The 17,272-nt window shown below is 73.5% G+C and carries 14 protein-coding genes; 6 read left to right on the forward strand and 8 right to left on the reverse strand.

Annotated features, from left to right (window positions below; genetic code table 11):
- The 5 genes from AB0B55_RS05425 to nadA form a co-directional block, all read right to left on the reverse strand.
- Positions 1–4,968 carry a WG repeat-containing protein gene (locus AB0B55_RS05425; RefSeq protein WP_357170647.1) on the reverse strand — a complete coding sequence of 1,656 codons (4,968 nt, stop codon included), beginning with the start codon at positions 4,966–4,968 and terminating at the stop codon, positions 1–3.
- 372 nt (positions 4,969–5,340) lie between these two features.
- Positions 5,341–5,892: an XRE family transcriptional regulator gene (locus AB0B55_RS05430; protein WP_357126696.1), complete on the reverse strand. Its 552-nt coding sequence runs from the start codon at positions 5,890–5,892 to the stop codon at positions 5,341–5,343.
- A gap of 156 nt (positions 5,893–6,048) precedes the next feature.
- Complete coding sequence (locus tag AB0B55_RS05435; protein WP_357126698.1) at positions 6,049–6,642, reverse strand: DUF3043 domain-containing protein; 594 nt, start codon at positions 6,640–6,642, stop codon at positions 6,049–6,051.
- A gap of 114 nt (positions 6,643–6,756) precedes the next feature.
- Entirely contained in the window at positions 6,757–8,112 is a 1,356-nt protein-coding gene (gene murA / locus AB0B55_RS05440; protein ID WP_203177790.1) for a UDP-N-acetylglucosamine 1-carboxyvinyltransferase, read from the reverse strand.
- A 212-nt stretch (positions 8,113–8,324) separates the two neighbouring features.
- On the reverse strand, positions 8,325–9,500 hold the full coding sequence (gene nadA / locus AB0B55_RS05445; protein WP_357126702.1) for a quinolinate synthase NadA: 1,176 nt from the start codon (positions 9,498–9,500) through the stop codon (positions 8,325–8,327).
- Between the two features lie 68 nt (positions 9,501–9,568).
- Here nadA and AB0B55_RS05450 point away from each other — a divergent pair, with 68 nt between their 5' ends.
- From AB0B55_RS05450 to AB0B55_RS05460, 3 genes are all read left to right on the forward strand, one after another.
- The gene (locus tag AB0B55_RS05450; RefSeq protein WP_357126705.1) at positions 9,569–10,708 is read left to right on the forward strand and encodes a glycerate kinase; all 1,140 of its coding nucleotides are present in this window, start codon (positions 9,569–9,571) and stop codon (positions 10,706–10,708) included.
- 158 nt (positions 10,709–10,866) lie between these two features.
- Positions 10,867–11,235 carry an iron-sulfur cluster insertion protein ErpA gene (gene erpA, locus AB0B55_RS05455; protein ID WP_007463211.1) on the forward strand — a complete coding sequence of 123 codons (369 nt, stop codon included), beginning with the start codon at positions 10,867–10,869 and terminating at the stop codon, positions 11,233–11,235.
- A 151-nt stretch (positions 11,236–11,386) separates the two neighbouring features.
- A complete protein-coding gene (locus tag AB0B55_RS05460) occupies positions 11,387–12,364 on the forward strand; it encodes a carbohydrate kinase family protein (RefSeq protein ID WP_357170650.1) in 978 nt (325 codons plus the stop codon).
- Positions 12,365–12,478: 114 nt separating this feature from the next.
- Here the strand turns inward: AB0B55_RS05460 and AB0B55_RS05465 are convergent, their stop codons facing one another.
- Both AB0B55_RS05465 and AB0B55_RS05470 read right to left on the reverse strand, forming a co-directional pair.
- A complete protein-coding gene (locus tag AB0B55_RS05465) occupies positions 12,479–12,712 on the reverse strand; it encodes a sulfurtransferase TusA family protein (protein WP_355049374.1) in 234 nt (77 codons plus the stop codon).
- The gene (locus AB0B55_RS05470; protein WP_357170652.1) at positions 12,709–13,860 is read right to left on the reverse strand and encodes an aminotransferase class V-fold PLP-dependent enzyme; all 1,152 of its coding nucleotides are present in this window, start codon (positions 13,858–13,860) and stop codon (positions 12,709–12,711) included. The genes AB0B55_RS05465 and AB0B55_RS05470 overlap by 4 nt, the downstream gene beginning before the upstream one ends.
- Before the next feature lie 230 nt (positions 13,861–14,090).
- Between AB0B55_RS05470 and coxB the strand changes: the two genes are divergently transcribed.
- The 3 genes from coxB (at position 14,091) to AB0B55_RS05485 (ending at position 15,996) form a co-directional block, all read left to right on the forward strand.
- A complete protein-coding gene (gene coxB / locus AB0B55_RS05475) occupies positions 14,091–15,062 on the forward strand; it encodes a cytochrome c oxidase subunit II (protein WP_357126715.1) in 972 nt (323 codons plus the stop codon).
- Between the two features lie 9 nt (positions 15,063–15,071).
- Positions 15,072–15,497 (forward strand): cytochrome c oxidase subunit 4, encoded by a 426-nt coding sequence (locus tag AB0B55_RS05480; protein WP_357126718.1) that lies wholly within the window; start codon positions 15,072–15,074, stop codon positions 15,495–15,497.
- A 292-nt stretch (positions 15,498–15,789) separates the two neighbouring features.
- Entirely contained in the window at positions 15,790–15,996 is a 207-nt protein-coding gene (locus AB0B55_RS05485) for a hypothetical protein (protein ID WP_357126721.1), read from the forward strand.
- A 201-nt stretch (positions 15,997–16,197) separates the two neighbouring features.
- Here the strand turns inward: AB0B55_RS05485 and trpD are convergent, their stop codons facing one another.
- A complete protein-coding gene (gene trpD / locus AB0B55_RS05490; RefSeq protein WP_357170654.1) occupies positions 16,198–17,265 on the reverse strand; it encodes an anthranilate phosphoribosyltransferase in 1,068 nt (355 codons plus the stop codon).
- Positions 17,266–17,272: the final 7 nt, after the last annotated feature.

Genomic DNA, 17,272 nt, shown 5'->3' on the forward strand with positions numbered 1-17,272 from the left:
TCAGAGCACGGGATTGGCGTCGGTCAACAGTCGGTCGATCTCCTCCAGCACCGCCCCGCGATCGGGATGCACCAGGTCGATCAGTGACGCGCCACGACGGTCCAGCGCGCCCCACCGACCGCCGCCGCTGACGAGGAACGCCACCGGGTGGATGACCACCACCGGGTACGACGGTGGCACCAGCACCGTGCCTGTGCGATCCACCACACCGCGCCGGCCGGCCACGTCGAAGACCGCGAGACCCTCCTCGGTGAAGCCGTCGACCGGCCCCGCGTCGGTCAACTCGGTGACGAAGGCGTGGTAGCGGGTCGGCACCACGATCCGTCCGGTCCGGTCGACCGCCCCCCAGCCCTCGCGCTTCACCGGGGCCAGTCCGCGGCGGAACGGTCGTACGTCGGCGAAGTTCGGCGGGACCTGCACCGCGCCCGTCGGGTCGATCGCCGTCCACCCGCCGTCGGTGACCACCCAGGCCAGACCGTCACTGAACGGACGCACCGCCCGGTACGACGGCGGGATCACCGTCGTACCCAACATGTTGATCAGCGACCACCGGTCGGTGTCCGGCCGCCGGACCCAGGCGAGCCCGTCGTGGAACGGCTGCGCCTCCGCGTACCGGGCGGGAACGGCAACGTTCCCGGCCTGGTCGGTGTAACCCCACAGCGGCCCGTCGCGGTCCGGCTGCGGGGGCCGGTCACGGTCGAGCACCTCGTCCCGACCCCGGGGGTACGGCCCGAAGCCGTCCGCCGCTCGCACGGTGACCGCGTCGAGGGCCACCCGCACCCGGTCCAGCAGTTCGGCGTCGGCCGCGCCGCGCAGATCGAGCGCCCGCTCGAAGTGGTGGCAGGCCTCCATCAGGCGGCCCTGGTCGTAACAACAGCGTCCGGCGTGCTCGTGCAGGGCGGCGCGCAACCGGTCGGGCAGCTCGACCGAGTTGGCCTCGGTGAAGAGCTGGTCGGCCTCGGCGAAGTCACCCCGCCACCGCAGCACGTGCGCCAGCCGCGCCTGTGCGAGCGCGGTCCGGCGCAGCTCACCGGTGGCCTCCGCGTACGTGACGGCGAGGCGTCCGTCGGCCAACGCGTCGTCGAGGTCGCCGAGGATCCGCGAGGCCACCGCCCGGAGGCTGAGCAGCCGCGCGCGGGCCCGGTTGTCGATGGCCGTACCCAACTTCTCGGTCAGCCGCCGCCGGATGGCCCGCATGCCGTCCGGCTCGGTCAGCTCCTCGCGCAGGGTCACCGGGTCCAGCCGCCAGCGGTAGGCGGCCAGGACCTGCTCCGGGTCGCCCTCGTCGGACAGCGACGGACGCACCGGCCCGGTCGCCGTGCCCGGCGGCGCCGACACGGGCGCGTCTGCCTCGGACGGGTCACGCGGCCCGGGGATGACGACGGCCGGTACGGCAGACACGGCTTCTGCGGAGGCGGTTTCTGCGGGGGCGGTTTCTGCGGGGGCGGCTTCTGCGGTGACGGGTGGCGCGGGAGGGGTCGGGGACGCCGCTGGCGGCCCGGAGGCGGGCTCGGGGGCGGCCGGCGTGGTAACCGGTTCGGTGGCGACGGGTGGCGCGGGCACGGGTTCCGCCGCAGCCCGTGGCGGGGGAGGGGGCTCGGGGGCGGCCGGTGCTGTGGTGGGTTCGGGGGCGGCGGGTGGTCCGGAGACGGGCTTGACGACGGCGGGCGGTGCGAAGGCTGGTTCGGGCGCGGGCGACGCGTAGGTGGGTTCCGGTGCGACATCGGATGTGGAGGGTGCCGTGGTGGCGCCCGCCACCATGCCGTCCGCCGTGCCCTCTGCCGTGCTCTCCGGCGCGGGAAGGGGTTCAGGCGCGGCGGCGGGTGGTGCGGAAGTGGGCGCCGCGAAGGCGGTCGTGGGTGTGGCCGGCGGTGCCGACACGGGCGTGGCCGGTGGTGCCGACACGGGTGTGGCCGGTGGTGCCGACACGGGTGTGGCCGGTGTGCTTGCCGCGACGGAGTCCGCGTCGACGGGCCACTTCGTTGCGGGCTCGGGTGTCGTGCGATCCGCCTCGGTCGACGGCGCGGGCTCCGCGTCGGTGCCCGGCGTGGCGGTCGACGGGTCCGCGGCGTTCGGCCCGCGCGACGACGACGGCCGGTCCGACGATTCCCGGCCGGCGGCACCGTCGACGGGCGGCGTGCTTCTGCGGGCGGCCACCTCGTCGGGGTCGTCCGCGGTGGACTCGCTCTGCCACTCCGACGGCTCGCCGGAGACCGGGCGGCGATCCCTGGCGGCTGCGCCGTCGGTCGTCAGCGGCTCGCGGCTGCTGGTGTCGCCCAGGTCGTCCGACCAGGCGGGCGGCGCGACCGCAGTGGACTGCGCCGCCGGACCGGACACGGGGTCCATCCCGCTCGGGGTCGGCTCGGCAGCGGGCGTCGCGTCGTCGACCAGCTCGCCGGACCAGGATGGACGCCCGGCGTCGACCGGCCCGATCGGCGGCGCGGAGACGGGCCGCGCGGCGGCGGGCGGCGCGGAGACCGGCGGCACGGAGACCGGGAGCGCGGAGACCGGCGGCGCGGAGACCGGGAGCGCGGAGACCGACGCCGCGACGGCCTCGCCAGCGTCGGGTCGCTGGTCGGTGGCCGGGCGGTCGACCAGCGGTTCGGTCGACGCGATCGTGCCGTGCGGGTCCCCGGTCCCGGGTGGTGGCCCTGCCGGTACGTCGACGAGGGCCCGGTCCTCGGCCGTGGCGGCGGCCGTCGACGCCTTGTCGGTTGTCGGCGGCACGGCCTGATCGGGCTCGACCGGTTGGGTGCCGGGGCTGAACCAGGCATCGGGCCCCCGCACCGGTGCCGCCGCCGGCTCCGGGCTAACTGGCGCGGACGTCTCGGTGGGCGTCGGAGGCACGTAGCGACGCGGCACCCCCGGGGCGACCGGGAGTGACGGCTCGGCGTCGGGTGTGGAGGACCTCGGCGTCGCTGGGGTGGCGGGCGGTTCCGGTCGCCGCCAGGTCGGTGGCGGCGCGACCGGCGGGCGGCTGTCCGGGCCGGGGTAACGCGGCGCGGTGGTGGGCCGGGCGTCCGCGGTCGGCGCGGCTTCGGTAGGTCGCTGCTCGGGCCGGGGCGGCGACGCCGACTGTTCGTCCGCCGACGGGGGTTCCACCGGGGCGGGCAGGAACTCCACCCGGAGCCGCGCGGCCGGTGGACCGGAGATCGGAGCGTCCACAGCCGGCGAGACCGGCAGGCCCGACACCGGCCGGTCGTACTCCGGCCGGTTGTACTCCGGCCGGCCGGACGAGGTGGGCGGTCGCCGTTCGTGGTCGGCGGGCGCGGGGGAGACGGGCGTCGCCGACAGCGGTTCCTCCCACCCGGCGGCGGGGGAGACAGGCCGGTCCCGCCCGCGAGCGGCGGGGGACACAGGTGCGTCCCGTCCGGGGGCGGCGGGGGAGACGGGCGCGTCCCGTCCGGGGGCGGCGGGGGAGACGGGCCGGTCCGACGGCAGCCGGTCGGTGCCCGGCGCGGCCGGGGAGACGGGTGTGGGCGGGACCGGGGTGGCCCGACTGTAGGTGGGTGACGCGCTCGCGGCGGGGCGGACCGGCCGCTCGTCGTACCGGCCAGGCTCCGTCGCTGGCCGTGCGGGGGCGGTCGGCGGCCGCGACCCCACGCGCGGCTCGGTGTCGCGGTACGGCTCGGGCCGGTAGCCCGGCTCCCGGGTACGGTCCGGATGCACCGGGCCGGGCGCCGGCCAGGGCAGGCCGCCACCCGAGCGGGGCTCGCGGTAGGCCTCGTCGCGGCGGGTCTCTTCGCGGTACGGCTCCGGTCGGGCCGTCTCGCGCGGACGACGGTCCGGGTACGCCTCGGCGCGCGCTGCCGCCTCGCGGGGTTGCTGGCGGTGCGGTTCGACGTCGGGACGGCGGCGGTCGTCGTCGCGGCGGGGCTGCTGCTGCGGCGCGTCCGTTTCGGGGCGGCGTCGCCGTCCGCCCTCGGAGGTCTGGGGCGGCCCGTACATCTCGTCCGGGCGGCGCTGCCACTCGCCGGACCCGCCGGGGCCAGCCTCCACCCGGGACCGCTCGTCGGCACCGCCGCGCTCCGGCCGGCGGGCGTCGTCGGGCCGGCGCTCCGCACGGCGGACCTCGTCGTCCGGGAAGCGATCCGACCGGCGGGCTTCGTCGGGGCGACGGTCGGGCTGGCCGTCGGCCCGGTAGCGGTTGCGGCTGTCGATGGGCGCCCACTGGCCGGCGCCTTCGGCGGCCCAGCCGTCAGTCGGGCGGCTCTCGGGGTTCCGGGTCGGCCGGACGCCGTACCCGTCGCCGGGCTGCCGGTCGTGGGCGGCGGCCGGCCGCTCCGACGTGCCGCGTCGGCGCGGTGGCTCGTCGGGTTCGGACACCCATCCCGAGTCACCACGGGGGGCCGGGGAGTAGGGCCCGGGGGAGACCGGCGGTGACGTCGGGTACGCCCGGTCCCGGTCGGTCGGCTCGGGTCGGTGTCGGCGGTTGTCGTACCCATCGGAAGCGGGCTGCTCGCGGTGCCACGCGGCCTCCCGGCCGGGTGCCCGGTCGTCGCCGGGGCGTCGGTCGGACCAGGCGGTACGGCGGTCCGACTCGGGCGAGCGGCGCTCCTCGCGCCGGGGCGGCTCGGGGAGCGGCCGGCGGTACGGCTCATGGTCGTAGTACGCGGGCTCGGAGCGGCCGTGTCGCGACGAGTCGGGCGTCCGCTCGTCGCCGCGCGGCCAGCCGTAGGACTGGTCCGGCTCGTCGTCCGTCCGCCACCGGCCCTCGGGTTCGGCCGGAGGTTCGTCGGCCCAGGAGCGGCCGAGGTAGGTGCCGTCCGGGCGGGTCGGCGCGAGCGGGGGGACCTCGGCACGACCCACCGCGCTCGCCCGACCGCGCGGGGGCGGGGACTGGTGGGTGGCGCCGATGTCACCGGGGTAGCGCTGGCCGGGGAACTGGGGTTGCCATTCGGTGGTCGGTTCGACCACCCAGGACGGTTCGTTGGGATCCCGCCACCGGTCGGTGTACCGGCCGTTCATCCGTCGAGCCCGTCGCCACACCCGACCGTTCGGCCGCTCCCCGTCGACGGTGAGGTGGCGCTCCTGTCCCGCTGGCCGTTGGGCGTCCGGTCGCCGCCTGCCACGCTCCGGTGGCCGGCTCGCGTCCGCTCGCTCACGGCGTTGTCACCTCGTTGCACATTGTCGCGCTGGGGCCTCGCGTGCCGGTTGGGTCGCCCGGTTCCGGCAGGGCGTGGCTGCGGATGGAGGGTAACGGCGCGGGCTCGTTCACCGCCACTGTGGCAGCGCCCACGAGCGCAAACGTTATCCGATGGTTCCGGACATTTAGGTCGATAACCGAATCTGACCTTTGACGATACCCCACCCGCCGCCCCAACGGACCGGAGCGCCGGGTCAGGGATGCTCCATGACGAGGACGGCGAACGTCCCGGGGACCAGCGCCTCGTACCGGTGTGGCAGGTCGCCGGGGAACGTCGCGTAGTCGCCCGGGCCGAGGTCGACCACGTCGCTCTCGGGGCCCACCCGCAGCCGTCCGGCGGCCACCACCACATGCTCCACGCTGTGCGGCGTGTGTCCGTCCGCCTCCCGGACCGCTCCCGGCTCCAGCTCGATCAGGTAGATGTCCCGACGTACCCGCGACGTTCCGGCGCTGAGCAGCGTCCCGGTGAAGTCGGCCCGCTCGGAGCGGACCCGGGGGCCCTCGCCGGCACGAATCACCCGAAGGTTGTCGGCCACCGGCTCCACGAGCCGGCTGAACGGCACGCCCAGCGCCACGCCGATCGCCCACAGCGTCTCCACGCTCGGGTCACCGGTCCCCGACTCCAGCGCCGAGAGCGTGGACTCGGGCGTCCCCGCCCGCGCGGCCAGCTCGGTCAGCGAGACACCGGCCCGCTCGCGTTCGCGGCGCAGGGCGGCGGCGACGCTGGCCGATGGTTCTCCGGGCATGCGTGTTCGCTCCACTGGATCATCGTTCGCGGTCACGAACAACGGGGGCCTGTTCACCGTGCGGGACTACGCGCACGGTACAACGAACGGCAACCGCCCGACGTCCTTTGCCACCAACGCGGCCAGAGCGGGTGTCCCGGCGACGGGTCGCCGGGATCAGACCTTGTCGCCGAGCTTGACCGCGGGCGCCGGAGTGCGCATCCGCCGGAAGGTGATCGACCGCATCACGGCGTAGAGGTAGAGCGAGCCCATCCGCTGGTCGGTCTTCGGGAAACGCTGCCGGACCAACTTGCTGATCTTGCGGCAGATCAGCACCGAGTCGACGACCACGCCGAGGGCCAGGGCGCCCCAGAGCACGTTGGAGATCAACCGGACCACCGGCGGCATCGCGGCGTTCGAGCCGATCAGCACGATCAGCGCGCCGCCGAAGAACCAGGTGCCGACGGTACGACGGGAGTCGACCACGTTGCGCGCCAGCAGCCGCTCCGGGCCCCGGTCGCGCGGGCCACCCTCGCGGCGGAAGTCGGCGGCGGCCTCGGCGCGCAGTTGACGACGCCGTTCCCGCTCCTCCTCCTTGGTGAGGGGGCGGCTCGGGCCGGCCGGACGCCGGCCGACCGTGGGCCGCTTCGGCGTCTCCCGACCCTTGGCCGGGGTGTAGCCCCGGGAACGATCGGCGGTCTCCTCGGGGGTCACCGAGGTGACGGCCTCGTCGACGAGGTCGGTGGACTTGCGGCGAAAGAGCGACGGCACGCGGCAAGGGTAGCCAACGGTCCGTGCCCGGTGCACATCGCGGTGCAACGGGCCGACGGCTCCAGGTCGCAGCGCGACCTGGAGCCGTCGGGATCGAACGATTGGTGCGGGAGGTTACGGGCGCTCGGCGTGCGCGCCCAGGTCGGCGAGCTTCGCCTCGAAGTCCTCGTAGCCCCGGTTGATCAGGTCGACGCCGTACACCCGGGAGGTGCCTTCGGCCGCGAGCGCCGCGATCAGGTGGCTGAACCCGGCCCGCAGGTCCGGGATGACCAGGTCGGCGGCGTGCAGCTTGCTCGGCCCGGCGATCACCGCGGAGTGCTTGAAGTTGCGCCGGCCGAAGCGGCACGGGGTGCCGCCGAGGCAGTCCCGGTAGACCTGGATGTTGGCGCCCATCGAGTTCAGCGCCTCGGTGTAGCCGAGCCGCTGCTCGTAGACCGTCTCGTGCACGATCGACAGGCCACGGGCCTGGGTCAGCGCCACGACCAGCGGCTGCTGCCAGTCGGTCATGAAGCCCGGGTGCACGTCGGTCTCCAGCGCCACGGCGTTCAGCTCGCCGCCCGGGTGCCAGAAGCGGATGCCGCCCTCCTGGCCCGGGTCGCCCAGCTTCGGCGCGCGGGCGTCGGTGACCTCGTACTCGCCACCGACGGACCGGAAGATGTTCAGGAAGGTCATCATGTCGGCCTGCTGGGCACCGAGGACCTCGACGTGACCACGGGTGGCCAACGCGGCGGCGGCCCAGCTCGCGGCCTCGATCCGGTCCGGGATCGGCCGGTGGGTGTACCCGTGCAGCTTCGGCACGCCCTGGATCTCGATCACCCGGTCGGTGTGGACCTTGATGATCGCGCCCATCTTCTGCAGGATGCAGATCAGGTCGATGATCTCCGGCTCGACGGCGGCGTTGCGCAGCTCGGTGACGCCCTCGGCCATGACCGCGGTCAGCAGCACCTGCTCGGTGGCGCCGACGCTCGGGTACGGCAGGGCGAACTTGGTGCCGTGCAGCCCGTTCGGCGCGGACAGGTGCAGCCCCTCGGGCCGCTTGTCGACGGTCGCGCCGAACTCCCGCAGCGCCTGCAGGTGGAAGTCGATCGGACGCGGGCCGATGTGGCAGCCGCCCAGGTCCGGGATGAACGCGTGGCCGAGACGGTGCAGCAGCGGCCCGCAGAACAGGATCGGGATCCGGCTCGAACCGGCGTGCACGTTGATCTGGTCGGTGCTGGCGCTCTCCACGTTCGCGGGGTCGAAGACGAGTTCACCGTCCTCGGCGCCGTCGGTCACCTTGACGCCGTGCAGACCGAGCAGACCCCGGACCACCTCGACGTCGCGGATCTTCGGCACGTCGAACAGCCGGCTCGGGCTGTCGCCCAGCAGTGCGGCGACCATCGCCTTCGAAACCAGGTTCTTCGCGCCGCGCACGCGGATCCGCCCTTCGAGCGGAGTGCCTCCATGCACGACCAGGACGTCGTCGGTCAACGCAACCTCCAGCGCTTCGGTGCTGCTGTGTTGATGGTGGGGAGCGTGAACCTTGTCGCTACCCCGGATGCGGCCATATCGAAACGGCCCGCTCGCGTCGTCGCTCCGGCAGCATAGCCCTCGGTGACGAAAAAGGACTCGGTCAGACCGGCGTGTGTGGCATTAATCGGTGATCCGGCACTTTTGTGTACCAGGGACGTCACGGATCGTGGTCATGCGCCGGGCAGAGCGAGCATCTGGTCCAGCGCCACCCGCGCGTGGTGGGCGGTGTCGGCGTCCACCGTGATCTGGTTGACCACCCGGCCCGCGACCAGCTCCTCCAGCGCCCACACCAGGTGCGGCAGGTCGATCCGGTTCATCGTCGAGCAGTAGCAGACCGCCTTGTCGAGGAACATGATCTGCTTGTCCGGGTGGGCCAGGGCCAGCCGGCGGACCAGGTTCAGCTCGGTGCCCAGCGCCCACGCCGAGCCGGCCGGCGCCGCCTCGATGGTCTTGATGATGTACTCGGTCGAGCCGACGTGATCGGCGGCGGTGACCACCTCGTGCCGGCACTCCGGGTGGACCAGCACGTTGACGCCCGGCACCCGCCCCCGTACGTCGTTGACGCTGTCCAGCGTGAACCGGCCGTGCACCGAGCAGTGCCCCCGCCAGAGGATCATCTTGGCGTCGCGCAGCTGCTCCGGCGTGAGCCCGCCACCGGGCTTGTGCGGGTCGTAGAGCACGCAGTCGTCCAGCGACAGGCCCATCTCCAGCACCGCCGTGTTGCGGCCCAGGTGCTGGTCCGGAAGGAAGAGCACCTTCTGACCCTGCTCGAACGCCCAGTCCAGGGCGCGCTTGGCGTTGGACGAGGTGCAGACCACGCCGCCGTTGCGCCCCACGAAGCCCTTGATGTCCGCCGACGAGTTCATGTACGTCACCGGCACGGTGTCGCCCGCGATGCCCAGCTCGGTCAGCGTGTCCCAGGCGGCCTCGACCTGACCCAGCACGGCCATGTCCGCCATCGAGCAGCCGGCCGCCAGGTCGGGAAGGATCACCCGCTGGGTGCCGGTGGTGAGGATGTCGGCGCTCTCGGCCATGAAGTGCACGCCGCAGAAGACGATGTACTCCGCCTCCGGACGGGCCGCCGCCTCCCGGGCCAGCTTGAACGAGTCACCGGTCACGTCGGCGAACTGGATCACCTCGTCGCGCTGGTAGTGGTGCCCCAGCACGAAGACCTTGCTGCCCAGCTTCGCCTTCGCCGCCGTGGCGCGGGCCACCAGGTCGGGATCGCTGGGCGCCGGCAGGTCGCCCGGACACTCGACGCCGCGCTCGGTGTCGGGGTCGCTGCCCCGGCCGAGCAGCAGCAGAGCCGTCGCCGTGTTGGAGGGTTCCACCCAGGTCGAAGTCACGTAGCCCATGGTCCCACAGCACGAGCGCGCCGCAGCTCCGCTCGGTGTGTGCTGCCACACTGCTCGCCATGCGCGTGCTGCTCTGCCCGGACAAGTTCGCCGGCACCCTGTCCGCACCGGAGGTGGCCGCCGCGGTCGCCGCCGGTTGGCGCACCGTCACCGACACGGATGACCTGCTGATCCGGCCCCTCGCCGACGGCGGGCCGGGCTTCGTCCAGGTGCTCGCCGAAGCGCTCGGCGGCCGGCGGCTGCCGGTGTCGACGGTCGATCCGCTGGGCCGCCCGGCGGCGGGTGAGATCCTGCTCACCGCCGACGGCACGACCGCCTACCTGGAGAGCGCCCAGGCGTGCGGACTGCACCTGCTCGCCGCCGACGAGCGCGACCCGAAGGCCGCCACGTCGTACGGGCTGGGACTGCTGGTGGCCGCCGCCGTGGAGAGCGGGGCCCGGACGGTGGTGATCGGGCTGGGCGGCTCCGCCACCAACGATGCCGGCGCGGGCATGCTCGCCGCGCTGGGCGCGACTCCGCTGGACGGGACCGGCGCGGCGTTGCCGTACGGCGGAGCCGCGCTGGCCGCGGTCGACGCGCTGGACGGCGTACCCCGGTTGCGGGACGCCCTGCTGGTCGCCGCCACCGACGTGGACAACCCGCTGCTCGGCCTGCACGGCGCGAGCAACGTCTTCGGTCCGCAGAAGGGCGCCGACCGGGCCGACGTGCTGCTGCTCGACGCCGCCCTGGAACGCTTCGCGGCGGTGCTGGAACGGGACCTGCCCGGCTGCCCGGCGGGCCTGGGCGCACTGCCCGGCGGTGGGTCGGCCGGCGGCCTGGGCGCAGCCGTCCTCGCGCTCGGCGGCACCGTTGAGTCCGGTATCGGGCTGGTCACCCGCGCCAACCGGCTGGACGCCGCCCTGGACACCGTCGACCTGGTGATCACGGGGGAGGGGTCCTTCGACCACCAGTCGCTGCGCGGCAAGGTCGTCGCCGGGGTGGCCGGGGCCGCCCGGGACCGTGGGGTGCCCTGCGTGGTGGTCGCTGGCCAGGTCAGCACCGGTCGGCGGGAGGCCGCCTCGGCCGGGGTGACCGACGCCTACAGCCTGGTGGAGCACTTCGGCGGCGAGGAGACCGGCGGGCTCGCCGCAGCGCTGAGCCGCCCCGCCGACGGGCTGCGCGAACTGGGCGCCCGGCTGGCCCGGCAGTGGAGCCGCTGAGCGCGCGCCCCCGTCCCACCTGGGCCGGGTGCCCGCCACGCGGGTACGTCCGGCCGGGGCGGCGTACCATCGGAACCGGACCACAACCGGGAATCACTGGACGGCGTACGACGTTGGCCAGTGCGTCCGGACCCAAAACCGCGCAGGGAGACTTCCACGTGACCACGCCAGCGCAGACCGAGTCGACCGAGGCCCAGGCCCCTACTTCCGTCGTCCTCACCGACGTCGCGGCGCAGAAGGTCAAGGCCCTGATCGAGCAGGAGGGCCGCGACGACCTGCGGCTCCGGGTCGCGGTGCAGCCGGGCGGCTGCTCCGGCCTGCGGTACCAGCTCTTCTTCGACGAGCGGTCGCTCGACGGTGACGTCGTCACCGACTTCGGTGGCGTCGAGGTCGTCGTCGACCGGATGAGCGCCCCCTACCTGTCCGGCGCGACGATCGACTTCGCCGACCGGATCGACGCCCAGGGCTTCACCATCGACAACCCCAACGCGGGCAACTCCTGCGCCTGCGGCGACTCGTTCAACTGAGTCACGCACCACACCAGCGATGACGGGGCCGTCCCTTTCGGGGCGGCCCCTTCGTCGTGACGAGCTGGTTGCCGTCGCCCGACGGACCGGACACGCCCCGGTTACCGGGCCGGTAGGCTGACCGCGCCCCGCTCCCGACCCTGAGGTTGACATGAAGATCGCCGTGACCGGCTCGATCGCCACCGATCACCTGATGAGCTTCCCGGGTCGCTTCGCCGACCAGCTCATCGCCGATCAGCTGCACAAGGTTTCGCTCTCCTTCCTGGTGGACGACCTGGTGCTGCGCCGCGGTGGGGTGGCGGCGAACATCTCCTTCGGCATGGGGCAGCTCGGGCTGCGTCCGGTGCTGCTCGGGGCGGTCGGCGCGGACTTCGCCGACTACCGCTCCTGGCTGGAGCGGCACGGCGTGGACTGCGACTCCGTGCACGTCAGTGAGGTGGCGCACACCGCGCGGTTCGTCTGCACCACCGACACCGACATGTGCCAGATCGCCTCGTTCTACGCGGGCGCCATGAGCGAGGCGCGCAACATCGAACTGGCCCCGGTCGCCGACCGGCTCGGCGGGCTGGACCTGGTGCTGGTCAGCGCCAACGACCCGGAGGCGATGCTGCGGCACTCGGCCGAGTGCCGCACCCGCGGGTACGCGTTCGCCGCCGACCCCTCCCAGCAGCTCGCCCGGATGCCCGGCGAGGACGTGGTGGCGCTGATCGAGGGCGCCGAGTACCTCATGACCAACGACTACGAGAAGTCGCTGCTGCAGAGCAAGGCGCAGCTCAGCGACGAGCAGTTGCTGGACCTGGTGAAGGTGCGGGTCACCACGCTGGGCAAGGACGGCGTCGAGATCGCCGGTCGGGGCATCGACCCCATCCACGTACCCATCGCCCGGGAGATCCGGGCCGTCGACCCCACGGGTGTCGGCGACGGCTTCCGGGCCGGTTTCTTCACCGCGCTCTCCTGGGGTCTTGGCCTGGAGCGGGCCGCCCAGGTCGGCTCGCTGCTGGCCACGCTCGTCCTGGAGACGGTCGGGACCCAGGAGTACGACGTACGCCGCGACCTGTTCGTCAAGCGCCTCGCCGAGTCCTACGGCGACGTGGCGGCAGAAGAGATCCGCCCCCACCTCCTCCCGTAACCCTCACCCTCACCCTGACCCCGCGCCGATCTTGCACTTTGTGTCGCCGTTTCGCGGCTTGTGTCCGCTCTTGTCGGCACCGAAAGTGCAAGATCGCGGGGGAGGGGGTGGGGGTTAGTGGGTGCGGCGGATGTCGTAGGCGGGGCCTTCGGGGCCTGTTAGGGCGCCTAGGTACTCCTGGCCGCGCATGCGGCACCAGGCGGGGAGGTCGACCGCCGCCGCCGGGTCGTCGGCCAGCACCCGGACGACCGTGCCGACCGGCACCTGCGGCATCCGCCGGGCCGCCGCGATCACCGGCAGCGGGCAGCGCTGACCCCGGCAGTCGATCACCTCGTCCGGCATCGTCACAGCCCGACCACCCCGGCGTCGGCCCGCAGGCCGGCGACGATCCCGGGCAGCTCGGTGAGGAACCGCTCGACGTCCTCGTCGCTGGTGTCCAGGTGCAGACTGACCCGCACGTTGCCGTGCGAGAGCACCCCCATCGCCTCCAGCACGTGCGACGGCCGCAGCGTGGACGACGTGCAGGACGAACCGGACGACACCGCGAACCCCCGTCGGTCCAGCGCGTGCAGCAACGTCTCGCCGTCCACGTACAGGCAGGAGAACGTCACCAGGTGCGGCAGGCGCAGCACCGGGTCGCCGACCACCTCCACGTCGGGCACCTCCGCCGCGACCCGCGCCCGGATCCGATCCACCAGCGGGGACAGCCGGGCCGCCTCGGCGGCCGCGTCGGCCGCCGCCGCGCGCAGGCTCGCCGCCGCCGCCACCACCGCGGGCAGGTTCACCACCCCGGGGGTACGGCCACCCTCCCGCTCGTCGGCCGGCCATGGCGACTCCCAGCGGGTGCCCTTGCGCACCGCCAGCAACCCCACCCCGGGTGGCCCGCCCCACTTGTGGGCGCTGGCGCTGAGCACCGACCAGCCGGCCGGCAGCGGCACCCGTCCGACCGACTGCGCCGCGTCGACGTACAGCGGAACCCCGGCGTCCGCGCAGACGGCCGCCGCCTCGGCGACCGGCTGCACGGTGCCCACCTCGTGGCTGGCGCTGATCAGCGCCGCCAGCGCGACCCCGGGAGCGCCGACGGCGTCCGACCAGCCGGTCAGGTCCAGCCGGCCCATCCGGTCGACAGGTACGGCGGTGGCGGCGCCGCCGGCCGAGACGTGCCGCTCGGCGGCGTGCAGGACGGCGGAGTGCTCGATCGCCGAGTGCACCAGCGTCGCCCCGACCCGACGCCGTCCCGCGAGCGCGCCGAGCACCGCGCCGTGGGCTGCGGTCGTACCGCTGGGGGTGAAGGACAGCTCGTCGGCGCGGACGCCGAGCGTCTGCGCGGCGGCCTCGCGGGCGGCGTCGAGCAGTTGGCGCGCGCGGCGTGCCTGGCCGTAGAGCTTCCCCGGGTCGGCCCAGCCGTCCTCCAGGGCAGCCAGCAGCGCCTGCCGGGCGACCGGATGCAGCGGCGCGGCCGTCGCTGCGTCCAGGTACACCGAAGAGGCGCTCACGGCGCCGCCTTCTGCTCGCGACTGCGGGGCTCGCAACCCCGGCTCACTCCTCGCACTCACGGGTCCCCACGCTATCGCGACGTTATGCCCAGGATCCCCCCGATGGGGGCGGACAGTGACCCCACCACGGCCGAGTCCGTCATGGTCGAGTAATCTGCGACCGTCGGTGACGCCTTTGCCGCCGGTGCTGACGAACGACGCACCGCGGCGCGCTAGGGAGGCAGGACCAGGTGGTCGCAAGGAGTTCGGAGGTACGGCCGTCGGCCGTACGGCACGGTGCTGCCCCACGGGTCGGTGGACGCCGGGGACGTGGTGCCGGTCGGCTGGCCGGGCTCGGTCTCGGGGGCGTGGCGCTGCTGGTTCTGCTCACGGGCTGTGACGTCGGCAAGACGTTCGACGGCTTCGGTTGGCCCCAGGGCGGCATCACGCCCGAGTCGCACCGGATGTACGACCTGTGGATCGCCTCCTGCGTCGCCGCGCTCGCGGTCGGCGTCTTCGTGTGGGGCCTGATCTTCTGGTGTGTCGTGCGGTACCGCAAGCGTGGCAACGCGCTGCCGGTGCAGACCCGCTACAACCTGCCGATGGAGTTCCTCTACACCATCGCGCCGATCCTGATCGTCTCCGTGCTCTTCTACTACACGGCGATCGTGCAGACCGACGTCGACAAGCTGTCGAAGAACCCGGACGTCACGGTCGAGGTCGTCGCGTTCAAGTGGAACTGGCAGTTCAACTACCGCGACGGTCAGGGCACGGAGGCCAAGACCACCGCGTCGACGCTCGGCACCAGCGAGGTCATCCCGGTGCTCGTGCTGCCGACCAACCGGTCCATCCGGTTCGAGGAGACGAGCCGCGACGTCATCCACTCCTTCTGGGTGCCGGAGCTGCTGTTCAAGCGGGACGTCATGCCGGGCAAGATCCGTAACGTCTTCGAGGTCTCCAGCCTCGACGCGGAGGGCGCGTACGTCGGCCGCTGCGCCGAGCTGTGCGGCAGCTACCACGCGTTCATGAACTTCGAGCTGCGGGTCGTGTCGCCGGAGAAGTACGACCAGTTCCTCGCGGCCAAGCAGGGTGGCAAGTCCACCCAGGAGGCGCTGGCCCAGATCGGCGAGGAGCCGTACGCGCAGACCACGAAGCCGTTCGACACCCGACGGACGCAGAGCAACTTCAACCCGGACGACGCTCCGGCCGGCACGGGAAGCTGAGGCAGCCGCATGAAGACCGAGTGGCGTATCTTCCTGATCATCGCCGGGTTCCTCTTCGGCGCGACCATCCTCTACGGCGCCTGGACGCACGGTGAGTCCGGCAACATCGAGTGGGTGGGCACCGTCGCCCTGGCGCTGTCGTTCCTGCTCTGCTCGATGTGCGGTGGCTTCTTCTGGTTCGTCTCCCGCCGTATCGACCTGCGCCCCGAGGACCGGGCCGACGCCGAGATCGCCGACGGCGCCGGTGAGGTCGGCTTCTTCAGCCCGGGCAGCTACTGGCCGTTCGGTCTGGCGCTGGCCGCTGCGATCGCCGCGCTGGGCTTGGTGTTCTGGCAGTTCTGGCTGATCGGTCTCGGCCTGGTGGCGGTCGTCTTCGCCGCCTGCGGCCTGCTGTTCGAGTACTACAGCGGCACCCGGCGCACCGCCGAGCACTGATCGACGAGATCGCGTACCGCCACGGAGGCCCGCACCCCGACCGGGGGAGCGGGCCTTCGTCGTGAGGTGCGCTTGATCGACCCGGGTTCCCGGAATTCGGGGTGTCCGGGTGGCCCGAACACCCCGCCTTCAGTGATGTCGGGGTGGATCACCCGAGGCGGCGCGGTCCGGGGGCGGGCGCGGAGACTTGTCGGACCCGCGTGGGAAACTACAGGCGAGTAGTTCTTCGCTTCCGTTGTGCGTCGTTGTCACGTTCCGGGGGCGGGTCGCCTGGAGTGAGAGGAGACGCCCGATGTCGCACCGCGATCTCTACTGCGACGTCTGTGCGGGCGTGACGCCGTTCGAGGCGCCGCCCTGCGTCGACGGCCACGGCAGCGACTGTCCCGAGCTGGTCTGCGCCGGTTGCGGCGCGGCCGTGGTGATCACCACGTTCGTCGCGCCCGTCACTCGGCTGGCCGAGCGCCGACGCCGCCAGCCGTCCCGCCGCCACGCCGCCTGACGCCCGCCGCCCTCGGCCGCCCGGACATCGCGGCGACCGACGCGACGCCGTGCCCAGATCGCCGATGTGGCGGTGTCTGGCTGTGCTGTCGCCGCCAGGTCGACGATGTGGCGGTGGCTGGCTGTGCTGTCGCCCCCACCTCGCCTACCTGGTCAGACGCGGCCGCGCGTGCCGGCCGATCCGGTGGGACGGGCGCGCGGATCAGGCGGTGGTCGCGGCCTCGGCCGTGGTGGTCGCGGTCTCGATCCAGCGCTCCAGGACGCCCGCCGCCGCGCCCGAGTCGATCGACTCGGCGGCGCGGTCCAGGCCGGCGCGCAGCGCCTCGGTCAGGTCGCCGTCGAGCGGCCCCTGCGTCGCGAGCGCCGCCGCCGCGTTGACCAGGACCGCGTCGCGCACCGGGCCGGTCTCACCGGCCAGCAGGCGACGGGCCACACCGGCGTTGTACGCGGCGTCACCGCCGCGCAGGTCACTCAGGGTGGCCCGGGGTACGCCCAGGTCGCTCGCGTCCAGCACGGCCTCTCGTACGGTGCCGTTCTGCGCCGCCCAGACCCGGGTCGGCGCGGCGGTGGTGAACTCGTCCAAGCCGTCCTCGCCGCGCATCACCAGCACCGAGTCGCCACGGGCGGCGAACACGCCGGCCATCACCGGGGCCATCCGCGCGTCGAAGCAGCCGACCGCGCCGGCGCGGGGTCGGGCCGGGTTGGTCAGCGGGCCGAGGAAGTTGAACACGGTGGGGACGCCCAGCTCCCGGCGGACCGGCCCGGTGTGCCGCATGCCCGGGTGGAAGCGGGCGGCGAAGCAGAACCCGATGCCCGCCTCGGTGACGCACCGCACGATGGCGTCGGGGTCGAGGTCGAGCGGGACGCCGAGGAACTCCAACAGGTCGGCGGTGCCGCAGGAGGAGGACGCGGCGCGGTTGCCGTGCTTGACCACCCGGACACCCGCGCCCGCGACGACAAGCGCGGCCATGGTGGAGATGTTGACCGTGTGGGCGAGGTCACCGCCCGTGCCCACGACGTCCAGCGCGGTGGAACGCAGATCGTCGGGCAGGTCGACGGGGACGGCCCGGCTCAACATCGTCTCCACCAGGCCGGCCAGCTCGGCCGAGGTCTCACCCTTGGCCCGCAGCGCCACCGCGAAGCCGGCCACCTGGGCGGCACCCGCCGAGCCGGCCATGATCTCGCCCATGGCCCAGGCGGTGTCGCCGGTGGACAGCTCCTCGCCGCGCAGCAGCGAGTTGAGCAGGTGCGGCCAGGTCCGATCGCCCATGGCGGGC

Origin of the sequence: Micromonospora sp. NPDC049107 (assembly GCF_040648595.1) — a bacterium.
Classification (GTDB): domain Bacteria; phylum Actinomycetota; class Actinomycetes; order Mycobacteriales; family Micromonosporaceae; genus Micromonospora.

What these genes read in the sequence shown, in the direction of transcription:
- AB0B55_RS05450 (WP_357126705.1), top strand. Translation starts at nt 9,569, where the DNA reads ATGCGCGTGCTGCTCTGCCCGGACAAGTTCGCCGGCACCCTGTCCGCA.
- AB0B55_RS05425 (WP_357170647.1), bottom strand. Translation starts at nt 4,968, where the DNA reads ATGAACGGCCGGTACACCGACCGGTGGCGGGATCCCAACGAACCGTCC.
- trpD (WP_357170654.1), bottom strand. Translation starts at nt 17,265, where the DNA reads ATGGGCGATCGGACCTGGCCGCACCTGCTCAACTCGCTGCTGCGCGGC.
- AB0B55_RS05480 (WP_357126718.1), top strand. Translation starts at nt 15,072, where the DNA reads ATGAAGACCGAGTGGCGTATCTTCCTGATCATCGCCGGGTTCCTCTTC.
- AB0B55_RS05485 (WP_357126721.1), top strand. Translation starts at nt 15,790, where the DNA reads ATGTCGCACCGCGATCTCTACTGCGACGTCTGTGCGGGCGTGACGCCG.
- AB0B55_RS05430 (WP_357126696.1), bottom strand. Translation starts at nt 5,892, where the DNA reads ATGCCCGGAGAACCATCGGCCAGCGTCGCCGCCGCCCTGCGCCGCGAA.
- AB0B55_RS05460 (WP_357170650.1), top strand. Translation starts at nt 11,387, where the DNA reads ATGAAGATCGCCGTGACCGGCTCGATCGCCACCGATCACCTGATGAGC.